This is a genomic window from Paenibacillus sp. NN59, assembly GCF_057597225.1.
This window is the reverse complement of record NZ_CP199678.1, coordinates 1,183,927-1,202,327: the sequence shown is the minus strand read 5'-3', so window position 1 is coordinate 1,202,327 and position 18,401 is coordinate 1,183,927. Positions and strand designations below refer to the sequence as shown.

Here is an 18,401-nt window from a genome sequence, read left to right as displayed (position 1 = left end):
AATGTTTGGCAACGGTTCTTTAATGATTCCTAACCTTCTGCTCATCCATAATGAGTGGCTGCTCCACATGACTACCCAATATGCCATACTGCGGGTGTAGCGGTCCAACCTCATGACCCAAAGCCAGTTTTACAGCCAGATATGGAAAATTGATTCCTGAAAGACAAGACACATGTAACCCTCCGGACATCCTTGGATTAATCTCTAGCAGTTTGGGCGTTTCATTCTGATACTTCATCTGAATATTAAAGTTATATGGAATGCGATACGCGCTAGCCACCTCACTCGCAATGTTCAACAGGTCTGCATTTTCCTCAAGTTTTCTTAATCGTCCACCTGCTTTGCGGCGAGGCACAGCTGCCAGCAGATTCCCTTCACTGTCAGCCAGACAATCGATACTGTACTCATATCCCTGAAGTCTCTCCATAACCATAAGATTCGGAAAAGATTCTACAGAGGAGAAGGCTCGAAATGCGTCTTCAAATGATATACGATTCTGCGTATGTCCAGACAGTTCTTCCAGCGGATTACGACTATTGTCAATCACCCTGAATCCCATTCCGCCCTCACCGTTGCAAGGCTTGAAGCATACTTCATGTCCTGCGTTAGTGAGTGCTTCATAAGCATGTTTGAATTGAGAGGCATTACTGACGGTATAATAATCGGGAATGCTCATGATTCCAAGTTCACGAACTGATTCGTAGAAGTGATGCTTCTCCATCAACTTTTCCATCAATTCTGTATCTCTGCAAACCAAAACCTTGGTTCCTACCTTTTCAAAGAGATGTATATTCCGACTGATATCCAGCATGTGGAGACGTGGAATAAATAGATCAATCTGATGTCTGCGGCAAAAATCAACACAGAAATCAATATACTCTTTTCCTGTCACCTTCGGCTCCAGTTCTGCATGATCACATGCCTGAAGCGCCATGTTGTTCGGATCAGAATGTGTGCCATAGATTTCGAACTGCATCCCATCTTCGTTGTTCCGAATCATATTCATATAGTGATATGCCACCGAAAACCAGCGATTAAAATATATACGAGTCTTGGTCATGAGACAACATCTCCTATCGCAGCGTGGTGTATAGAGCGAACATATTTCAATATCTCGTCTGCGGCAAAAATACCGGATTGTTTGGTGAACTGGTAGTGAACCGTTTCAGGATTCCGCTGTTTCTCGCGGTATAACTCTCCATGCCGTGGAGCAATCGCATAATCTGCAAAATCGAGCAGACAACGATCCAGTAAAGAATCACCGGACGCAACAACGGGTACATCGCCAATCTGATGGCGAATATGCTCTACCGCAGCTCGTTTATTCACCGCTGAGGGAACCAGATATAACTTACGGCCTTGTATGGAAGCCTCCCAGCCCAGGGATTCCACACGCTTAATCTTCTCTGTAACTTCTTCTACCGGCATGAGATCACGATGGATGACAAAAGCGAAAAACAACTCATCACATAGTCGCTCTCCTACAACCCATTCCTTGTTCAGTACATCGTCAAAGATCTGACGCACCTCGGCAGCCGTTGCTGAATGCTCTTGAAGCTTGGAACGAACATGTTCGTTCCAAGAGGGATCGACCTTGCCATTCATCAGAATGTTGCCACCATTGCTAGTTATCGCATAGGACGGAATAACCTCTTGCTGAAAGATCTGTATCCGCTGATACTGTGCCACTGTCCGTGTCGTTACTGGAATGAACAGGATATCTTTGGGGAGTGTCATCAGTTGATTCAACGTCTCGGCTGACATAAAGGCAGACAACTCACCACGAATCCATTCTGCAGGAACCAACCCGGGCGCATCCTCACCAACGCCCATAGAACGGCGAGAATAGACCAGTGTCTGATCCAAATCACTTGCATAGATCATTCGCCGCCCTCCTTTACAGATCGAATAATGCCACAACATGAATAACTTAGCCCAGGGAATACCTCAACGGGAACTCCACGATCTTGAGCAAGTAGCATGATATGTTTCAGGTTAGGATTGTTCGGACGGTCAATCAGTATTTTCCAAGGCACACGGCGCAGCAGTACCCGCGTCGTCTCTCCAATCCCTGGCTTGATCAGATTTACATCCTGGATATCAAACGCCTGTTGAATGGATTGAATATCCTTCATTCCCTGCCATGTGACTTCTGGAGGATCGGCTAGCGCATCCTCTGCTTGAAGTGAGGCCTCCGTTTCAACTTTGGTAAAATATTCTGAAATCTTGTCTACATACATCGTCGACAGATCAGAAGAAGCCCACTCCTTGTACCATTTGGCTCCATGGAAGTCATTCGGTCCAATAAGATCATCCCGTAGCACAGTCCGACTCATCAAGCCCGATACGGTCGAGTTAAGACAGGCACTTGGAATCAAATAATCTTCTCGGGTGCCATAGGTATCTGAGCAATGACCGGGGTCAGCGAGTACGGCCAGATTATCATTCAACCGAATACCATAACGTTGATCCAGGCTGTCGCAGGCATCGACCAGCACCTTGCGAATGGCTCCTTTGCCTGTCCAGCCATCGATGAATTGGATTGGCATATCAACCCCATGCTGTTGCCAAATATATAAAATGGCATTCTCATCTATTCCTTTGCCACGGATAATCGAAATGCTGTAATGAGGCAAGTCCACGTTATATTTCATGGAAATATAACGTTTCACCAGAATGCCAATGGGCGTTCCTGCACGAGCCAGCGAGACAAGAACGGTGTTCAATCCCCGCTTGCGTACAATAATCTCCGCTACCGTTGCGGCGGCTCTGGCTACTTTTTCAGCGGCTTGTGCTAAAGTCTCGTGAAATAGCTCAATATATTCATCCGAAGGGTGATACTCGACAGGTAGCATCTCTGAATAATGCACGCCCGACTGAATTGCATGTTCACGTTCTCCGGTCTCTTTTTCTAATGAAATGTTACTTAGATCCTTCAACAAAAATATAACATCGGACGGGTCATAACTCCCCATGGGTTCAGGAGGTTTAATCTGTTTCTTGATTATGCTTTCCATAGCAGGTAAGTTCATCGCTTGTCTTCTCAGCCTTCCTGTGGAGCACCGCAGTACACCACATGTATTTGCTTACATCCGAGTTGTAACAACACATCAAGCATAGGCCGCATGCGTTCCTCTGACATATGTCTTTCCATCAAAACAAAGATCTCATCATATTGCCCAGGCAATATATTGTAGATATAATTTCGGACAGCCGGATCTTCTGGAGAAGCATATCCTTCACCTGCAACAACAGCATATCCCGGGCGATTGACCGTATAGATCGGACTTCGAGTCGTAGACTGATAGAGAACACCGTCGCCCATCTCAGCTGCAATCCGCATCGGGATATGCATAAACTCACCCGTTCCCATGACAAGGGTTCGTTGTCCTTTTCTTTTTTCACGTAAGATGGATGCAATCCTTGTAATGCCTGCACTCAGCATTGAATTAAGGCCGGAATGAATTCCGAATCGTCCTGAATATTTCAGGTAGGGAAGTGAACAGCGATTCCCCTCTGAATCTGCGGACACTATAGCCCAAGGCTCCAGTTCACCTGCTACAGATATAACACTTAACAGAGATGTGGATTCAGAGATTTTCTTTTCCCCCGAGATATCAATGGCTGGCTCACCCGTGACCTGAATTTTTCCTTTTAACAAAGAGAGAGGGGTGATAGTTATTCCAAGTTCATCTTCTAATGAAGAAAATTTTTGCTCATCTGCATCCGTACGCCAATCCAGTAATGACGCAATATAATAATGTTTACGCGGATAATTACGCTGGATATCCCGAATGATGTTTAACGTGGTGTTGCCTGTCGTAATCTCATCATCCACGAGGACTAGCGGCCCACCCTCAGCAAGGGAGGCAGAGTCCACTGCATAGCAGCGATGAGACATCGCATGGGAATGCTCCTCCTCGAACTGGATATCCGGCTCAATCTCGGGAAGGAATTCTCTCGTAGAATGAATGTACGTTGCACGGTTAGCAAATAGCTCGTACATGCTGTGTCCCAAAGCTGTGGCCGTCTCGGCAAAACCAACAAAGCGAACCTCTTCAGGCAAACTCATCTGCACACCCATTAGATATTCATAAGCCTCACGTGCCTGTTCTGGATCGATTAGTCCACGGACCATTTGTTGCTTCCACTCTATAGTACGCTTGTCTTCTCCGTGCGTTACATCCTCATACAATAGAACGGCCAGAGCAGCGCCGCTTAGGAGTGAAGTATATGGATTGACGGCAATATGCTTGCCCAGCAGCTTGCTGACAAAGAGAAAAGATCTCTTTTTATTCAGGCGTGCCGCCATAGAGAACAGATTCTCCAATGGGATTGCAAGCGGATTATGTGTAGCCTCGACGGTGACTTCAAACTGATCAAGAATAGGAAACGTAAGTCTGTTCGTGTTTGGGCAAGAGCCCGACAAAATGCTGCTGTTCATGTAACACCCCATATATTTGTGATCGGATCAAGATTCGTTTAGCCCAGCTTAAATGCGGTTTAATTTCGTTCATTTTATTGGTATACGTGCTTTTAAAAACACCCAGGCTCCCATCATTTCGAGCGATAATCCCCTGTGCGTCCATGAATTCCTCATGCGTAACCACATACATCGCCTGAACAGGTTTGATCTGTGTCGGATGGATGATCGTTTTACCTACAATGCCGTTCTCCTTATCCATCATCACTTCACGCATGAGCCCGTCCATGGAGTTCGTAATATATTTCATTCTGAGGTTCCGACCTGTCTTGCCCAGAGATTCCTCAAATGGCGTCTGCCTTAATTGGGGTTTGAATACACGTTCACGCTGGCTAAAATACTCCCAGACCGGCCCGGATATCACATATCCCTGATCTGCACGCCCGAATAAATTGACAATATCAGCTATGCAATCACGTATCGTTGCAATGTCGTAAATCGTAAGCTCCGGGCTTCTCCGCAGACCGAACAGACTTGAGAAATCTGTGGCTCCGATTCGGACATTCAATACATATGGTGCATACTCATCCACAATCTGTTTCAGATCCATTAATGTCTGCCAACGTGACTCTCGGTAAATAACTTCCGCCGTCTCCATAATGGGCATCGCATATAAGAGTGGATGTGAATGATCTTTCTGCTGATTATACTGGTGAACAAGCTGCAGATAAGCACGTCCATTCTCACAGCTAAACTTCGGCAGTACAACACCTGTTAATAAAGAGATTCGTTCTCCCAACATTTCTATAAGGTGTTCCAACTGTTCAGGGGATCTCATCCGGACGAATAATAAAGGCATGTCATTGGTGTGCAATTTTCCTGCCTCCATGTAGTCGGTAATAAGTCCAAGTTGCTGAGACAGACATTGTTCCGCAAATTCGACTTGCTCGTCGCCTACCGCATCTTCCAGATCAATAACGATGGTTGTAAGTCCTTCATGTTTACGTTGTAGAATATCGTCTGCTATATGCGGACGTGTGGCTGGCATGTACAAAGCAGCCCCAACAGCGTATGCCAGCATTTCTTTGGAGGTTCGATGACTAAACGATATGGGCGAAGAAAAAAATAAAGCTTCTTCTTCCTCTGCATTCAAAAAACTAAAATATTTCAGGTTATTCTCCTCCTTGCACTTCTGACTTGAAGTCAGTTCTGCATCATAAAATGAATGCTGTCGGGGTATAAAAACCAATCCCTCCAAGATGCGGAGGGATTGGTAGTAGGTGTTGCGATTTTTAAAACTAAGCCTGACCTTGATTTTCTTTTTTCTTTCTTGCGGAACTTATCAGCATAGCTCCAACAAATACAACAATCAGTAACGAGAAGAAGAGTACGTTAGGGATATGGAAGCCAAAAGCACTCAACATCATTTTTACGGAAATGATCGCGATAAGAATAAATGCCGCTTTTTCCAATTCAGGAAATTTGTCAATGAGTTTGAGGAACACTTGTGCAACTCCACGCATCATGAGTACCCCGATAATCCCTCCGAGGAACAACACCCAAATCTGCTCACTGATACCAAATGCAGCAATAACACTATCGATACTGAAAGCAATGTCCATCAGTTCGACCATAAGTACGGTTTTCCAGAACGAGTATTGCTTGCCTTCCTGATTCTCCTCTTCCTGAGACTTGAATAGTCCCTTGTAAGCAATGTAGAGGAGGTATAACGCTCCAAGTACCTTGATCAAGGTAATCTTGACAAGGAATGTTCCAAGCCCAATAGCAATAAACCTGAAAATATATGCACCTAAAATACCATAGAACAATGCCCGTTTCTGTTGCTCCTTAGGTAGGTGTTTAACCATTACGGCAAGCACCAGAGCGTTATCTGCGGACAAAAGACCTTCCAGCAAGATCAAACTGCCGATGATTCCCCAACTTACGGGGTCGGAGAGAGTAGCCACAATCTCGGTCCAAGAGAAAAAATGACCGTAATTCTCACTAATACTTCTAAAGAAATCACTAAACATGAACAGAGAGCCTCCGCTAACTCAAATTGTTATTTACTGCCGGCAGTCCAGCGCATACCCCATCCATGGGCTTCATCCAGAGCGCGGTGTCCATTGTAGAACTGAACGATCCTCTCAATACTAAATGTTTCATCATTCACGTTGCTGAACATAGCGATTCCGCACATTCCTAAGGAACTTCCATATTCATTCATTCGCACGATAATGTCCGGGCCGTCCTTCTGGTTAATGGTAACGACACCGTCCGCTTGCGACCAATTCGTAACCCCTTCATAAATGTAGGTGAATACGAGGAGTCGTTTGATTTCGGAAATACGTGCACCATTAATACGCAGATTCTCTCCCGTTTTCACTGAACCTGTCCGGTCATCCCCATCCAAAGCAATATAAGGATACCGATTCAAAGAACCAAACGATTCACCTAACGCCTGGATTACTCCTTTGCTACCATCCTTCATTTCGAAAAGGCAACCCAGATCCAGATCCACGCTCTTGTTTCGCCCAAACAATCCCTTGCTCGTCTGTTGATTCCAGTTCAGATTAATTAGAATCTCACCAAGTCCACCTGCATTTTTCTTCAGGTTGATGGTATCGCCCTTTTTCTTCAGCTCAATCTTGCTCAGGTTCAACTCAATCTTGGGTTGAGGCGGTGGAACTGGTGGAGCAGGAGGTTTAGGCGCAGGTGGCTGAGGCACTGGAGGGACGGGCTGTGAGGAGGTCGTGTCGTTCTCCACACTCACGCCAAAGTTACTGCACAGTGCATCCAGTCCACCGGAAAAACCAGCCCCTACAGCGTTGAATTTCCATTCTCCGTTATGTCGGTATAACTCGCCAATAACGATCGCCGTTTCCACGGTAAAACCACTCGCTAAATCATACCGCAACGCTTCCTGTCCGCTATTCGCATGACCAAAACGAATATAGGTGTTCTGAACCTGGCTAAAACTCTGGTTTTTGGACTCCCCTTCATAAATCGTCAGACTGAACGCAATCTTTTCAATACGGGCAGGAATTTGGCTCAGATCGATATCGAACTGCTTTTTATCTGATTGCTGCGGTGTGTCTTTGTAGGTAATAAAACCGCCTGTGGGCTGGTTATAGAAGATAAAATCTTCATCACCAGATACCTTTCCGCTAGCACCAAGAAGAAAAGCAGATGTGTCTAGTTCAAGCGCAGGAGAAGAATCCCAGCCAATGCCCACCGTCAGCCGGGTAAGCCCGGGATTCGTTTTAGTGAGGTCCGTTTTTTGCCCTTTGACGACTGTTACAGCCATAACAGATTCACCTATCCTTCTCTTATTTCGCGTCTAGTCCATAATTCTGGCATAACGCGGCGAGCCCGCCTGCAAAACCACTGCCGATCGCCTGGAACTTCCAGTCTGCACCGGAACGATAAAATTCGCAGAACACAACAGCCGTCTCGGTAGAGAAGTCTTCGCCCAGGTCATAACGTAAAACTTCACGGTCACTAGAAGCATCGACAACACGAACAAAAGCGTTGGATACCTGACCAAAATTTTGTGCGCGTGCTTCATAATCGTAGATCGTTACTGTAATGCCGATTCTCGTGATGTTTGCAGGGACTTTGCTGAAATCTACGATGATCTGCTCATCATCGCCCTCTCCCTCACCTGTCCGGTTATCTCCTGTGTGAGTCAATGATCCTGCGCCGCCTGTTGGATTGTTGTAAAAGACAAAATCATCTGTTCCTTTGGCTTTGCCATCCTCATGAAGCAGGAAAGCGGAAGCATCCAAGTCGAAATCGACTCCGCCACTATATTTGTTGGTATCCCATCCCAGGCCCACTACAACTTTAGTCAGACCAGGGTTTGTTTTCGTAAGGTCAATCCGCTGTCCTTTAGCCAAGCTAATCGTCATCTATTCGTCCGCCCTTCTTTTCAGCAAAAGATTTTAAAAGATCTTAATGTAATGAAAAGGAAAACCGTCAGATCGACGGCTTTCCGGTATTGCTATACATGCACAGCTTGATTAACAATTCTATTGCAAGCCATAATCCCGAGTCAGTCCAACCAGACCGTCTTGGTAACCGCTACCGATTGCGCTGAATTTCCACTCACCGCTATGACGGTACAACTCTCCAACGACAACACCTGTCTCAATAGAGAAATCTTCGCCCAAGTCAAAACGGATCAATTCTTCGGAATTCGCTTCATTTACAATACGCACGTAAGCGCGGGATACTTGTCCAAAGTTCTGGCTACGCTCCTGAGCTTCATAGATCGTAATGGTAAACGCGATTTTCTCAACGTCAGCCGGAACGTTAGGCAGGTCGATTTTAATTTGCTCATCATCGCCATCGCCTTCTCCAGTGCGGTTGTCACCTGTATGCACGACAGAACCGTTCTCATTTTGAGGATTATTGAAGAAAATAAAGTTTTTCTCCCCGTTCACTTTACCGTCAGCGTTAGCGCAGAATACGGAGACATCGAGGTCAAAATCTTTACCGCCGTCATATTTGTTCGTATCCCAACCCAAACCTACAGTGATTTTAGCCAATCCCGGGTTTGTTTTTGTTAAGTCAATCTTTTGACCTTTAGACAGATTAATAGCCATTCAAGATTCATCTCCGCTCACTATAATTTTAGTTACTGAATTCATTTCAGGTAATCCTCATTTTTACGTATAACGACGAGCAAGCTCATCGATATGTACAGCATGAGCACCTTCACCAATAGCTGAGAATTTCCATTCGCCACCATGTCGGTACAGTTCTCCACAGATGAGGGCTGTCATACCCGCATAGCTATCCGACAGGTTAAAACGAACCAATTCTTGCGAATTGCTACCATCCAGGATACGAATATAAGCACGTTCAATCATTCCAAAATCCTGTTTACGATTAACACAATCATATATGTTCACGACGATCAGAATTTTATGAACATCAGCAGGTACGACGGAGAGGTTAATTTTGATTTGCTCATCGTCCCCTTCACCTTCGCCCGTCAAATTATCTCCGGAGTGAACGACAGATCTACATAAACTCGTTTTGTTATGAAAACAAACCAGATTTGTTTCTTTGGTTAACTTTCCATTTTCACCTAATAGCAAAGCTGAGGCATCACAATCGATATTGGCTTGTTTTTTTCTCCCGAAAAACCCTTTCGAGGCTACAGGGTCCCAACCCAAACCGGCGATCACCTGGGTTAATCCAGCTTTACCTTTGGTTAAATCAATTTTCTGTCCCTTTACCAAGTTAATACCGGCCACTAATATTCACCTCCTTTCAACTTCTCTATCTAATAGACTCTAGAGACTAAACTCACCTGGATTCAGGCCCAGAACTGTACAAATTTCCGCCACTACTCTGCGCTCTTGATCATCAAAGTTACCATCAGCAGCACCAATAGCACTGCATACACCTACAATGACACGCCCTACTTCAGGTTTGGACTTGAACTTGGCAATCGCCTTCAAAGCTTCCTGCTTCCCGATCTCAGGGGAAAATTCGAAATTATTCACATAATGATTGAATCTTTCAATCACGGTTGTCATATCAAAAACCTTCAATTCCTGACTCAGGTTAATATAACCTGCCATCTTGTTCTTCTCTGAAGCATCGACGGACCCATCTGCAAAAGCAACCAGGGCACAACCAGCTACTACAGCATCCATGAAATCTTTGTTCTTGAATCGCTTGACTTGATCCTCTAAACCTTGCTTGGTTGAATTGAGCCAATTCTTGAAAGAACTCATATGTACCCTCCGTTAAATTCATAATTAATGTATTTATTTTGGTCAATATACTGTAAAATCCAGTATATTGTTTACAACCTAAATGTCAGAAATGAACAGTTAAATTCTTCCTCAACTATACTCTTTTCTGTGCCAATTTTCTACAATAAAAAACAAAAACCAATCTTTTATACCACTTCATACTTTTTTCTAATATAATTCGTAATTTATTCATTTTATCTACAATTTATTACAATATTCGACATCATAATTCGACAATAAATGCGCATATGAACAATATCTTTTGAAGAAAACAGGAATCATATAATCTCCAAAATTTGCGGATTTCTACCAAATAACATAAATTAGTACTAGAGAAAATCTTTAATTTAATCTATTACATGAGAATCCGATCTACACGCTACATACCAGTCCCATATCTACGAACGGAGGAATATATGAAATCAAAATCAAACTACTCCAAGCTGTTCGGTGCCTTTTCCCTTACGTTTCTAGGAGATGGATTAACGCTCGCTGCCGTCCCCTGGCTTGTCTCCACTCTAACAACGGACACGTTATATGCATCCATTACGATGACTGCCCTGCGATTACCTTGGCTGATTTTTAGCCTGCCGGTTGGCGTATTAATCGACCGATATTCACGCAAACATATGCTGGTTGGAGCCAGCTTTACCCGGATGATATTTCTATTGTTCCTGACGATCTGTATCTGGGGAGGCTGGATCAGCATACCTCTGCTTGCCTTGTTTATGTTCGGGATTGGTCTAAGCCGCGTTGTCTTTGACAGCACCGTGCAGACGATCATTCCTCAGGTTGTAGAGGAGAAAAAACTGGAAAAAGCCAACGGCCAATTTACTGCCGGGCAACTGATCACCAGTGATATTCTGGGCGTAGCGCTTGGCGGATTCATTATTACGATGCATATCGTCTACCCTTTTGCCATTGACACCGTGACGGCTATACTCTCGTTGTTACTTATTAGTGGTCTGCGCGGCAGCTTTCATCCCGCGAAATCAAAAGAATCCCAAGTTCAGGAACAGGCGGAGAAGGAAACTCGCCCGATGAAAAATTGGAAACGCGAGATGTGGTCCGGCATTCAGTATGTGTTTCAAGACCGCTTTCTTCGCGGCCTGGCCATCTTGTCGGTAACGATTACGCTAATGTTCTCGATGATTCTGGTCACTCAGATTTTCTTTGTACGTGAAGTATTACAGCTGGAAGCGTATGCCTTCGGTATTCTGATCTCTATTGCAACCATCGGCAGTATTCTGGGGAGTCAGGCTGTGGCTTATATGCGGAAACGCTGGAGTTCCAAACAACTCATTCTGCTCTCCATCCTGTCGATGGGGCTACTCTATGGAGCTGTTGGTCTAACGTCCAATGCATATGTGGTCGGTGGTCTATACTTCTGCGCAGCCTTCTTCATTGTTGTCTACAACGTGGTCCGTTCGTCGATCCTGCAACGCTCCGTTCCAAATGAACTGCTCGGACGTGTAGGCAGTGTGTTCCGTTTTCTGTCGTTTGGCATAAGCGCCATCGGCACCTTGCTGGGCGGATTGCTCGTTCGCGTGAGCGAAACCTTTTTCGACCGTCTGTTCTCATTGCAATTGCCTTATCTGTTACTTAGCGTAGTTTACATCCTGGCCTGCTTCCTGTTTGCTTCCAAAATGCGAAATGTAGCTGAACAGTGACAGTAGCAATCGTCAATATACACATATCGTTGATTCGTCTGCTTTAAAAACAGTGACAATCTTAACTATCGTTTCAGCATGAGGCTATCGGTGGATCTCCATTTTAAAACAAAAAAGCGGACTTGGAAGGAATATCCTACCCGAGTCCGCTTTTGAATTCATTCTGTCTTTATATAGCTATAATCAAGCCGGATTAATTCAGTTCTGCATTCAAGCAGATCGAACCATGCTGACGCACGTTAACGACAATGACTGGTGTATCCAGCATACCGCGCATCCAGTTCATATACTCTTCTGCCTTCTCGTTTGGAACAATCGCCAGAATAACACCTGCGAATCCACCACCATGCACACGACATGCGCCATCGCCAAGGTTGCTCAGGTAGTTCTCGGTCAAGGCGAGTGCCACAGAGATCTCTTGTTCACGGGAAGCCCCGCCTTGATACACGTTCTGCAACCATTTCCATGAAGAGTTACCCGATGCAGTGATCAGTGACAAGAAGTCAGCAAAACGTCCTTCACGCAATGCGGATACCTGTCCATCCACACGTTTGTTCTCAGCCAGGAAGTGCAATGCACGTAACACCGCACGGTCTCCGGCTGCTTCACGAATTGCAGGCAATTTGGCATAAATATCTTCTTCTGAAATTTCACGCACGTATTCAGCGCCAAGTGCTTTCGCAACGGCTTTCATCTCGTTAGGTACAGATGCATAATCTTCTGTCAGGTCAGCATGGTTGCCACCTGTATTCACGATGACCAGGGAATATCCGTTCTCTTGGAAATTCCACTCCACAGGCTCAATCACAGGTTCAGCCGGATTAGCAAAATCAATCGAGATCAAACCGCCATATGCACAGGCCATCTGATCCAGTAGGCCGGACGGTTTGTTCCAGTAATGATTTTCCGCATATTGTCCGATTTTTGCCAGTGTCACGACATCCAGCTTGCCATCGTTATAGAAATGGTTCAGGATCGTACAGATCAACATTTCGAAGGATGCAGAAGAACTGACACCCGAAGCCGCAAATACGTTACTGGAGATATCCGCTTTGAATCCACCAATGTTGAATCCAAGCTCTACAAAGCCAGCCGCCATACCACGAATCAATCCGGTAGTACCATCATCTTCTGCGTTAGGTTTCAAGTCCGCAAGGTTGATGACATACTTTTTGTCGTATCCCTCGGAGTAGAACGTAATTACGTTGTCCCCTGTCGGTACAGCCACGGCAATCGTGTCCAGCGTAATGCTTCCCGCGAGCACTTTACCATGGTTATGGTCCGTATGGTTACCGCCGATCTCACTGCGGCCCGGGGAACTGAATAGATGCATTTTCTCCTGCTCACCGAAATGCTCGCGGAACGAAGCATCCAGCTTCTCGTAACGGGCACCCTGCTCCTCTACATGCTGTGGTCCGTACATTTGCGCAAGCAAAGCCTGTCCCTGTGCTGATTGAATGAGTTCTGTTACCTGTGTGGTCATCTCTATTCCTCCCATTTCATATGCAAGCGGTATGTAACCGCTATCCCTTGTGTCGTCTAAAATCCTTCATCGGATTAGCCATCCCCATTATCTCAGCTTCTGAGCCGAAAAGGTAGGGCAGAATTGAAATTTTGGAAGCGTTTTTTGAAACATGTGTCCATTTGTAAAAATGCGTAATCCCCAACTTGAACGAGATTATGGAATATGAATCTTGATGGTGTATTTTCTTCCATATTTTTGTTGAAAAGGAGTGGTAATATACGTACTGACTACAGGAATTTATTTGAGTAATATACATACTGATGTGCTTTAGTCTTTTGGGTTGCATATCTGGTCTGATCTTATTTTGTTTTGTTGATTTGTTCGCCCGCCTGAAATAAGAAAAAACCTTTAAGACTATGCTCCGTTGTGGGAGCATGTCTTTAAAGGTAAGGTTCGGATGGATCGGACTTCCTTCCATGAACAGTCTGCAAACATCGTTGTGGACATGAAGCTATTGGATGCTCGACATTTGCGCTGAGATGGACACGTTCCCCTCTTTTACAATAACCTCGTTGAAAAAAGGTTCAAAGAATGAAGCAGGCACGTACGTTATGCCTTTTCTGGATTGAACGGGTACAGGCAATTCTACATCGTGAGTCAGATTGATGACTTTCAACTTCCCTGTAAACTTGGCTAGCGTGTTACCTTCCTTCACGATAACGGATTGAATGCTGTCTTCTACACGAGTCGCTTTATCCGCTGCGATCCAGCTAACCTTGTATCCCAAAGACTCTGCCGTAGCGCGCAAAGGCACCAAAACCGTCCCCTTTTGCTCGAAAGGCATCAGTTCGGGCTTACTGGTCTGTATCTCTTTGCCGTTCACGGTTAAGGTGTAGGCCGGTGCGGATGCCGCTGCACTAGCTTTGGTAGCTGAAGCATACAGCGCACCGGCTACGGTGACAACGCATAGTGCGGTAGCAAACAGTATCCATTTTTTCATAGCAATCTCATCCCTTCTGTTTCAATTGATAACCTGTCTATCGTGGTAAACGTGATCAAAACAGGTTTAGTTTCATAGAAAAATATCTAATGATCCAGAACAGCCAGGATACTGGACTACTCATCAGATTCAAGATCCATATCGCAAGAAAAGCTTATCCGCTTCAATAAGATGAAGTAATGATAAGCTTTTCTTTGTTTATTTTAGCTTTACCACCTATTTCACAAGGGATGCAGAACCAGATGTAGGATTATTCGCTTTCTGCCGTTTAACCTCATCAAGATATTGGGTGAATCGGGATTCTCCAGAGTAGCTTAGAAATAACCATTCCAACGCTCGTGTCATTCCGATATAGAAACGAGACACTTCACGTTCATCGACTTCATCTTCTTTCCCCGCTTTGCGAGGCATTGTCTCAATCGAGATGATAAACACGGCTCTGAAATCCAGTCCCTTTGCACTGTCAATCGTTAATACTTTGATACTGTCCTCTTCGCGATTAAAATTCTTCTTGGACTGATCATCCCGCGTTACCCAATTATACGTCAGACTGTTATCGTCCAGAGTTTTTCCCAATTCTTCAATAATATTTACTTGATTGGATTCCTGTACCCTGTACAAAATGGCAATATCCTTCAGAGCAAATGATTTTTCACGACGTAAATAGTCTATGGATTTAGAAACAAACTCCATTTCAAGTTTTGTACTCTTACTTCGATAGATCAGAGGTTCAGGACCTCTGCGTTTCGTGAACTGAGGAGGAATAATCTCAATCGCATCAGCACCGGTATGAATAACTTTCTGCTGTAACTTGGACTGATCTTTATAGAAATCCCAGGCAAACTGCACAATCTGTGCCGTATTCCGGTAATTAATCGTTAAAATCTTGGAACGGCCACGGAAGTCTAATCCTGTATCCTGCGCCAGGCTATTTTTACGTTTGAAGATGGTTTGTGCCCGGTCCTCTACGAGTAACAACGACTGCGTCTCATCATTAAGGCATAAGCTCACCAGCCTCAGCCAATCTGCATCAAAGTCCTGTCCCTCATCAATCAGAATGGCATCATACTTCGGTAATTCTTGTTGCCCCTGTTCCACCTTTTCCAGCAAATCGGGCAGTTTCCTGTCTATGATTCGAAACTGCTGTCCAAGCCACGAGTGGAACGTTTTCACCTGAATATTAGATTGGAGCTCGGAAGACGTAGTCTGTGCTGCAAAATCAAATAAATCCTCAGGCTCCGCCAACTTCTGTACAATGGCCTGTTTTAGATACTGTGACAAGGTTGAACCATAGCAAAGTACAAGGATATTCCAGTCTGGATGCTCCTTAGCGAGCATGCTTGCACGACTGACAAGAACGAGCGTTTTACCACTACCGGCAACACCGCGAATCAAACGATGCTTATCCCCAACCTGCTTCGACATCTTCTCCTGATGTAGGTCCATCGTCTTAATATTATGCAAGGATAACAGGAGCTGATCCTGATGAGGCACAACTTCTTTGCGCTCCGCACTGATTCGCACTTCAGGAAACAGATGGTAGCGGATCGCCTGTATATCTTCATGTGTCAAGCTATAATGATTCCGAGTAGGAACCGTGAACATATGTAGTAATTTCTCAATCAATATCTCTGCCGAGAAATCTTCATCATCTGGGTCCATTTCTTCTCTAGTCAGTACAAACAAGGGATCGATTACACTGTATAGGTCCATGTGTAGAAAATCTTGCTGCTTCAAACGACTGAATACCACACCGTAGCCGTAATTGAATTTTAAATATCCTGGTGTTCCCTCTTTGATCAGATTCTTATCCTTCTTCAACTGGTCTGCAATCGAAAAAGCATAATCCCTCGCTTGCTTCAAAGGGCTTCGGGCAGTGACCAACTCACCTGCTGTATTACGAAGTGTCCATTCATCCCGATTCACTTGATGCAACGTGCCTTTGGTATAATCCTTCACTTCCAGTACCAGCAATCCTAAATCAGGTCCGATAATGACAAAATCCGGTCTTCTCCCACGAATTTCAGGTTCATAATAAATGATATATTCTTCAGGCAGATGTTTCTTTAACGTCTCAAATAATAGTCGTTCTCCTGCTGTCGCCTTCTTCGGAATTACTTCTGGTACTGTATTCGCCATGCCAATCGCTCCTAATTCTAATGATCTAAACTTGCTATAATTTCATTATCTACTAGTCGACCACAATTTTCCACATTTAAAATTCGCAGTTGTGCAAAGGTACAGATTAAATTCATTCTTTTTTCCTGAATCTTTTGTAGTAATGTATCTCATAATCGCTTATTAGGTTTCTTAATAACTATATTTATGTTAAGGTTTACCAATCCATCCATCAGATCACAGCCTTAGACAGATAGAAGCACTATGAAAGTAAGAGGTGACACTACTACATGCAAACCAAAAATGAAAGGCTCCCCTCACTCTTTTTACTTATATACATGGTTCTATTACTTATCAGTTACAGTATGTATGTTATTTGGGAGAATACACGGTTAAGCCATGCTCAACAGTGGCTTTCTGAGACGAACATTACACAAAACGGTGTTGACTCCATTAGCCAGCTTGGAAGATGGACAACGCTCTCAGAATCGATGTTCCTCGTAATATTTGTGATCGCAATGATTGTTGTCATGCTTCGCTATCAAAAGAAGCCCACAAACCAATTTTTCATTGGGAATGCAGCACTGTTTGTTGGAATTGCAGTCGTTAGTTATGTCATTTCACTTATGAGCTCTATGCCTATTGGTAATTTAATCCAACCTATAATTGTACCTGTCTTCATACTCGTCGCCCTTTATATTTATCGGTTATGGAAAACAAGATATGAAAAATAGAAACCAGACTACATACACTAAACGGTGTGTGGTCTGGTTTTTATTTAAATGGTCTATTGTAGTTTCTATTGGTGATTTTAATCCCATCTGAAGATAAAGCCATACTATGATTTCGAAGTGAATAGAAACTATCCCCGCTCAAAATACGCATGCAACCGATACAGACATATTTCCCGTGTCCAGCGATATAACACTGCTCGTTCCTCTGAGTTCTGCACTTCTACATTCAGTGAGAACACGCCATCTTCGAACCGCGTCATACTTCCCTTTGCCCCGCTCCACTTGGACATGGGCATATCGATAATCAGATTCTTGATCTCACTTTCCGTTTTCTCATTCCATTCCGTGAGCGCGACCTTACCTTTATCCGAAAAGTCCTTTCGTTTCCGATACTCCTTTGCCGTCAGGTACGTATAAAAAAATTCACAAGCTTGTCAGTGGCTTGGAACTGCTTATGCTTCTTACTATGCTGGAGATTAGCCGCTGTATTCATTCCATCCATCTTTACTGCTCTATAGTAAATCTCATTATCTTCCACTGCAATATAATCATTTGTCTCTACATTTTTTACTTTAAATAATTTCGTCCCTTTTTTATACTTGTTGGAGAACAGATTGGGTAATTTATCGCTCTCATTTGTAGAGTGTTTTTTAATTGTTCCAATTTCGATTTCCACATCGGTTGTAGGAACTGTGTCAGTTGTCACCTTGTAAACTCCCTTTTCCCAAGTTACGACATCAAATGCCCAACTTTGAAGTTCATTATGCCCTGAGTTTGAGCATGCCACAAGTAACAACATGGAAGTCAGAATGAATACCAAAGCCCTTCTCATAAAAAATCCTCCCACTACAAACCAATGTTATAAATCTCCTGTCTGGTGATTGTGTTGATAAGCTGTTCATATATGCCTTGTTTCATGAATTTACCTCGCGAAGGATAAGATGGTTGTAGATATGTAGTTAGTCTCCATATGTGATCTCTTTTAAGACTTATATGGGGTATGGATACAGTACTACGATCAAGATACACCGAATTATATGTAAAAATAAACTTATATTCCATGTTATATATGTGCACAATTTGTATATACAATGAACAACTGTTATAACGAATCCATGAATTCACAAACAATACCTCAATACCTTAAACATAATTTTAGTTGAAAAACTGCGGATATATACATGCCGATTACAGGGCTGGTGTGGACGCTGCTGCGCTGA

Annotated in this window: 18 protein-coding genes; 2 read left to right on the top strand and 16 right to left on the bottom strand. The window is 44.0% G+C overall.

The features are described from left to right. Positions 1-19 precede the first annotated feature (19 nt). The 11 genes from ACT89M_RS05130 to ACT89M_RS05080 form a co-directional block, all read right to left on the bottom strand. Positions 20-1,060: an ATP-grasp domain-containing protein gene (locus ACT89M_RS05130; protein ID WP_154891232.1), complete on the bottom strand. Its 1,041-nt coding sequence runs from the start codon at positions 1,058-1,060 to the stop codon at positions 20-22. Further along, a complete protein-coding gene (locus ACT89M_RS05125; RefSeq protein WP_487345033.1) occupies positions 1,057-1,884 on the bottom strand; it encodes an HAD family hydrolase in 828 nt (275 codons plus the stop codon). The genes ACT89M_RS05130 and ACT89M_RS05125 overlap by 4 nt, the downstream gene beginning before the upstream one ends. Continuing rightward, positions 1,881-3,032 (bottom strand): cysteine protease StiP family protein, encoded by a 1,152-nt coding sequence (locus tag ACT89M_RS05120; protein WP_487345032.1) that lies wholly within the window; start codon positions 3,030-3,032, stop codon positions 1,881-1,883. The genes ACT89M_RS05125 and ACT89M_RS05120 overlap by 4 nt, the downstream gene beginning before the upstream one ends. Before the next feature lie 11 nt (positions 3,033-3,043). Next, on the bottom strand, positions 3,044-4,444 hold the full coding sequence (locus ACT89M_RS05115; protein WP_336121016.1) for a phosphoribosyltransferase family protein: 1,401 nt from the start codon (positions 4,442-4,444) through the stop codon (positions 3,044-3,046). Continuing rightward, positions 4,380-5,576 carry an HpcH/HpaI aldolase/citrate lyase family protein gene (locus ACT89M_RS05110; protein ID WP_487345031.1) on the bottom strand — a complete coding sequence of 399 codons (1,197 nt, stop codon included), beginning with the start codon at positions 5,574-5,576 and terminating at the stop codon, positions 4,380-4,382. Before ACT89M_RS05110 ends, ACT89M_RS05115 begins: the two co-directional genes overlap by 65 nt. Positions 5,577-5,721: 145 nt before the next feature. Then, on the bottom strand, positions 5,722-6,456 hold the full coding sequence (locus ACT89M_RS05105; RefSeq protein WP_090917599.1) for a TerC family protein: 735 nt from the start codon (positions 6,454-6,456) through the stop codon (positions 5,722-5,724). 29 nt (positions 6,457-6,485) lie between these two features. Continuing rightward, positions 6,486-7,730 carry a TerD family protein gene (locus ACT89M_RS05100; protein WP_154891227.1) on the bottom strand — a complete coding sequence of 415 codons (1,245 nt, stop codon included), beginning with the start codon at positions 7,728-7,730 and terminating at the stop codon, positions 6,486-6,488. A 22-nt stretch (positions 7,731-7,752) separates the two neighbouring features. Then, positions 7,753-8,334: a TerD family protein gene (locus tag ACT89M_RS05095; RefSeq protein ID WP_154891226.1), complete on the bottom strand. Its 582-nt coding sequence runs from the start codon at positions 8,332-8,334 to the stop codon at positions 7,753-7,755. A gap of 120 nt (positions 8,335-8,454) precedes the next feature. After that, entirely contained in the window at positions 8,455-9,030 is a 576-nt protein-coding gene (locus tag ACT89M_RS05090) for a TerD family protein (protein WP_154891225.1), read from the bottom strand. Between the two features lie 63 nt (positions 9,031-9,093). Next, complete coding sequence (locus tag ACT89M_RS05085; protein WP_154891224.1) at positions 9,094-9,687, bottom strand: TerD family protein; 594 nt, start codon at positions 9,685-9,687, stop codon at positions 9,094-9,096. A 39-nt stretch (positions 9,688-9,726) separates the two neighbouring features. Continuing rightward, positions 9,727-10,173, bottom strand: coding sequence for a tellurite resistance TerB family protein (locus ACT89M_RS05080; protein ID WP_336121017.1), 447 nt, complete (start codon positions 10,171-10,173; stop codon positions 9,727-9,729). 437 nt (positions 10,174-10,610) lie between these two features. Here ACT89M_RS05080 and ACT89M_RS05075 point away from each other — a divergent pair, with 437 nt between their 5' ends. After that, positions 10,611-11,864: an MFS transporter gene (locus tag ACT89M_RS05075; protein WP_253496895.1), complete on the top strand. Its 1,254-nt coding sequence runs from the start codon at positions 10,611-10,613 to the stop codon at positions 11,862-11,864. Between the two features lie 193 nt (positions 11,865-12,057). Here ACT89M_RS05075 and ACT89M_RS05070 read toward each other — a convergent pair whose 3' ends face one another. The 3 genes from ACT89M_RS05070 to ACT89M_RS05060 form a co-directional block, all read right to left on the bottom strand. Next, positions 12,058-13,347, bottom strand: a complete 1,290-nt coding sequence (locus ACT89M_RS05070; protein WP_487345030.1) for a galactokinase — start codon at positions 13,345-13,347, stop codon at positions 12,058-12,060. A gap of 493 nt (positions 13,348-13,840) precedes the next feature. Beyond that, complete coding sequence (locus ACT89M_RS05065) at positions 13,841-14,329, bottom strand: copper amine oxidase N-terminal domain-containing protein (RefSeq protein WP_253496901.1); 489 nt, start codon at positions 14,327-14,329, stop codon at positions 13,841-13,843. Positions 14,330-14,545: 216 nt separating this feature from the next. Continuing rightward, on the bottom strand, positions 14,546-16,468 hold the full coding sequence (locus tag ACT89M_RS05060) for a 3'-5' exonuclease (protein WP_487345029.1): 1,923 nt from the start codon (positions 16,466-16,468) through the stop codon (positions 14,546-14,548). A 269-nt stretch (positions 16,469-16,737) separates the two neighbouring features. On the opposite strand from ACT89M_RS05060, the gene ACT89M_RS05055 reads away from it, so the two are divergent. Further along, positions 16,738-17,181 (top strand): hypothetical protein, encoded by a 444-nt coding sequence (locus ACT89M_RS05055; protein WP_221789214.1) that lies wholly within the window; start codon positions 16,738-16,740, stop codon positions 17,179-17,181. Between the two features lie 128 nt (positions 17,182-17,309). On the opposite strand, the gene ACT89M_RS05050 is transcribed toward ACT89M_RS05055, so the two are convergent. Then, complete coding sequence (locus ACT89M_RS05050) at positions 17,310-17,471, bottom strand: hypothetical protein (protein WP_487345028.1); 162 nt, start codon at positions 17,469-17,471, stop codon at positions 17,310-17,312. Between the two features lie 113 nt (positions 17,472-17,584). Further along, positions 17,585-18,013, bottom strand: a complete 429-nt coding sequence (locus ACT89M_RS05045) for a hypothetical protein (RefSeq protein ID WP_487345027.1) — start codon at positions 18,011-18,013, stop codon at positions 17,585-17,587. Positions 18,014-18,401: the final 388 nt, after the last annotated feature.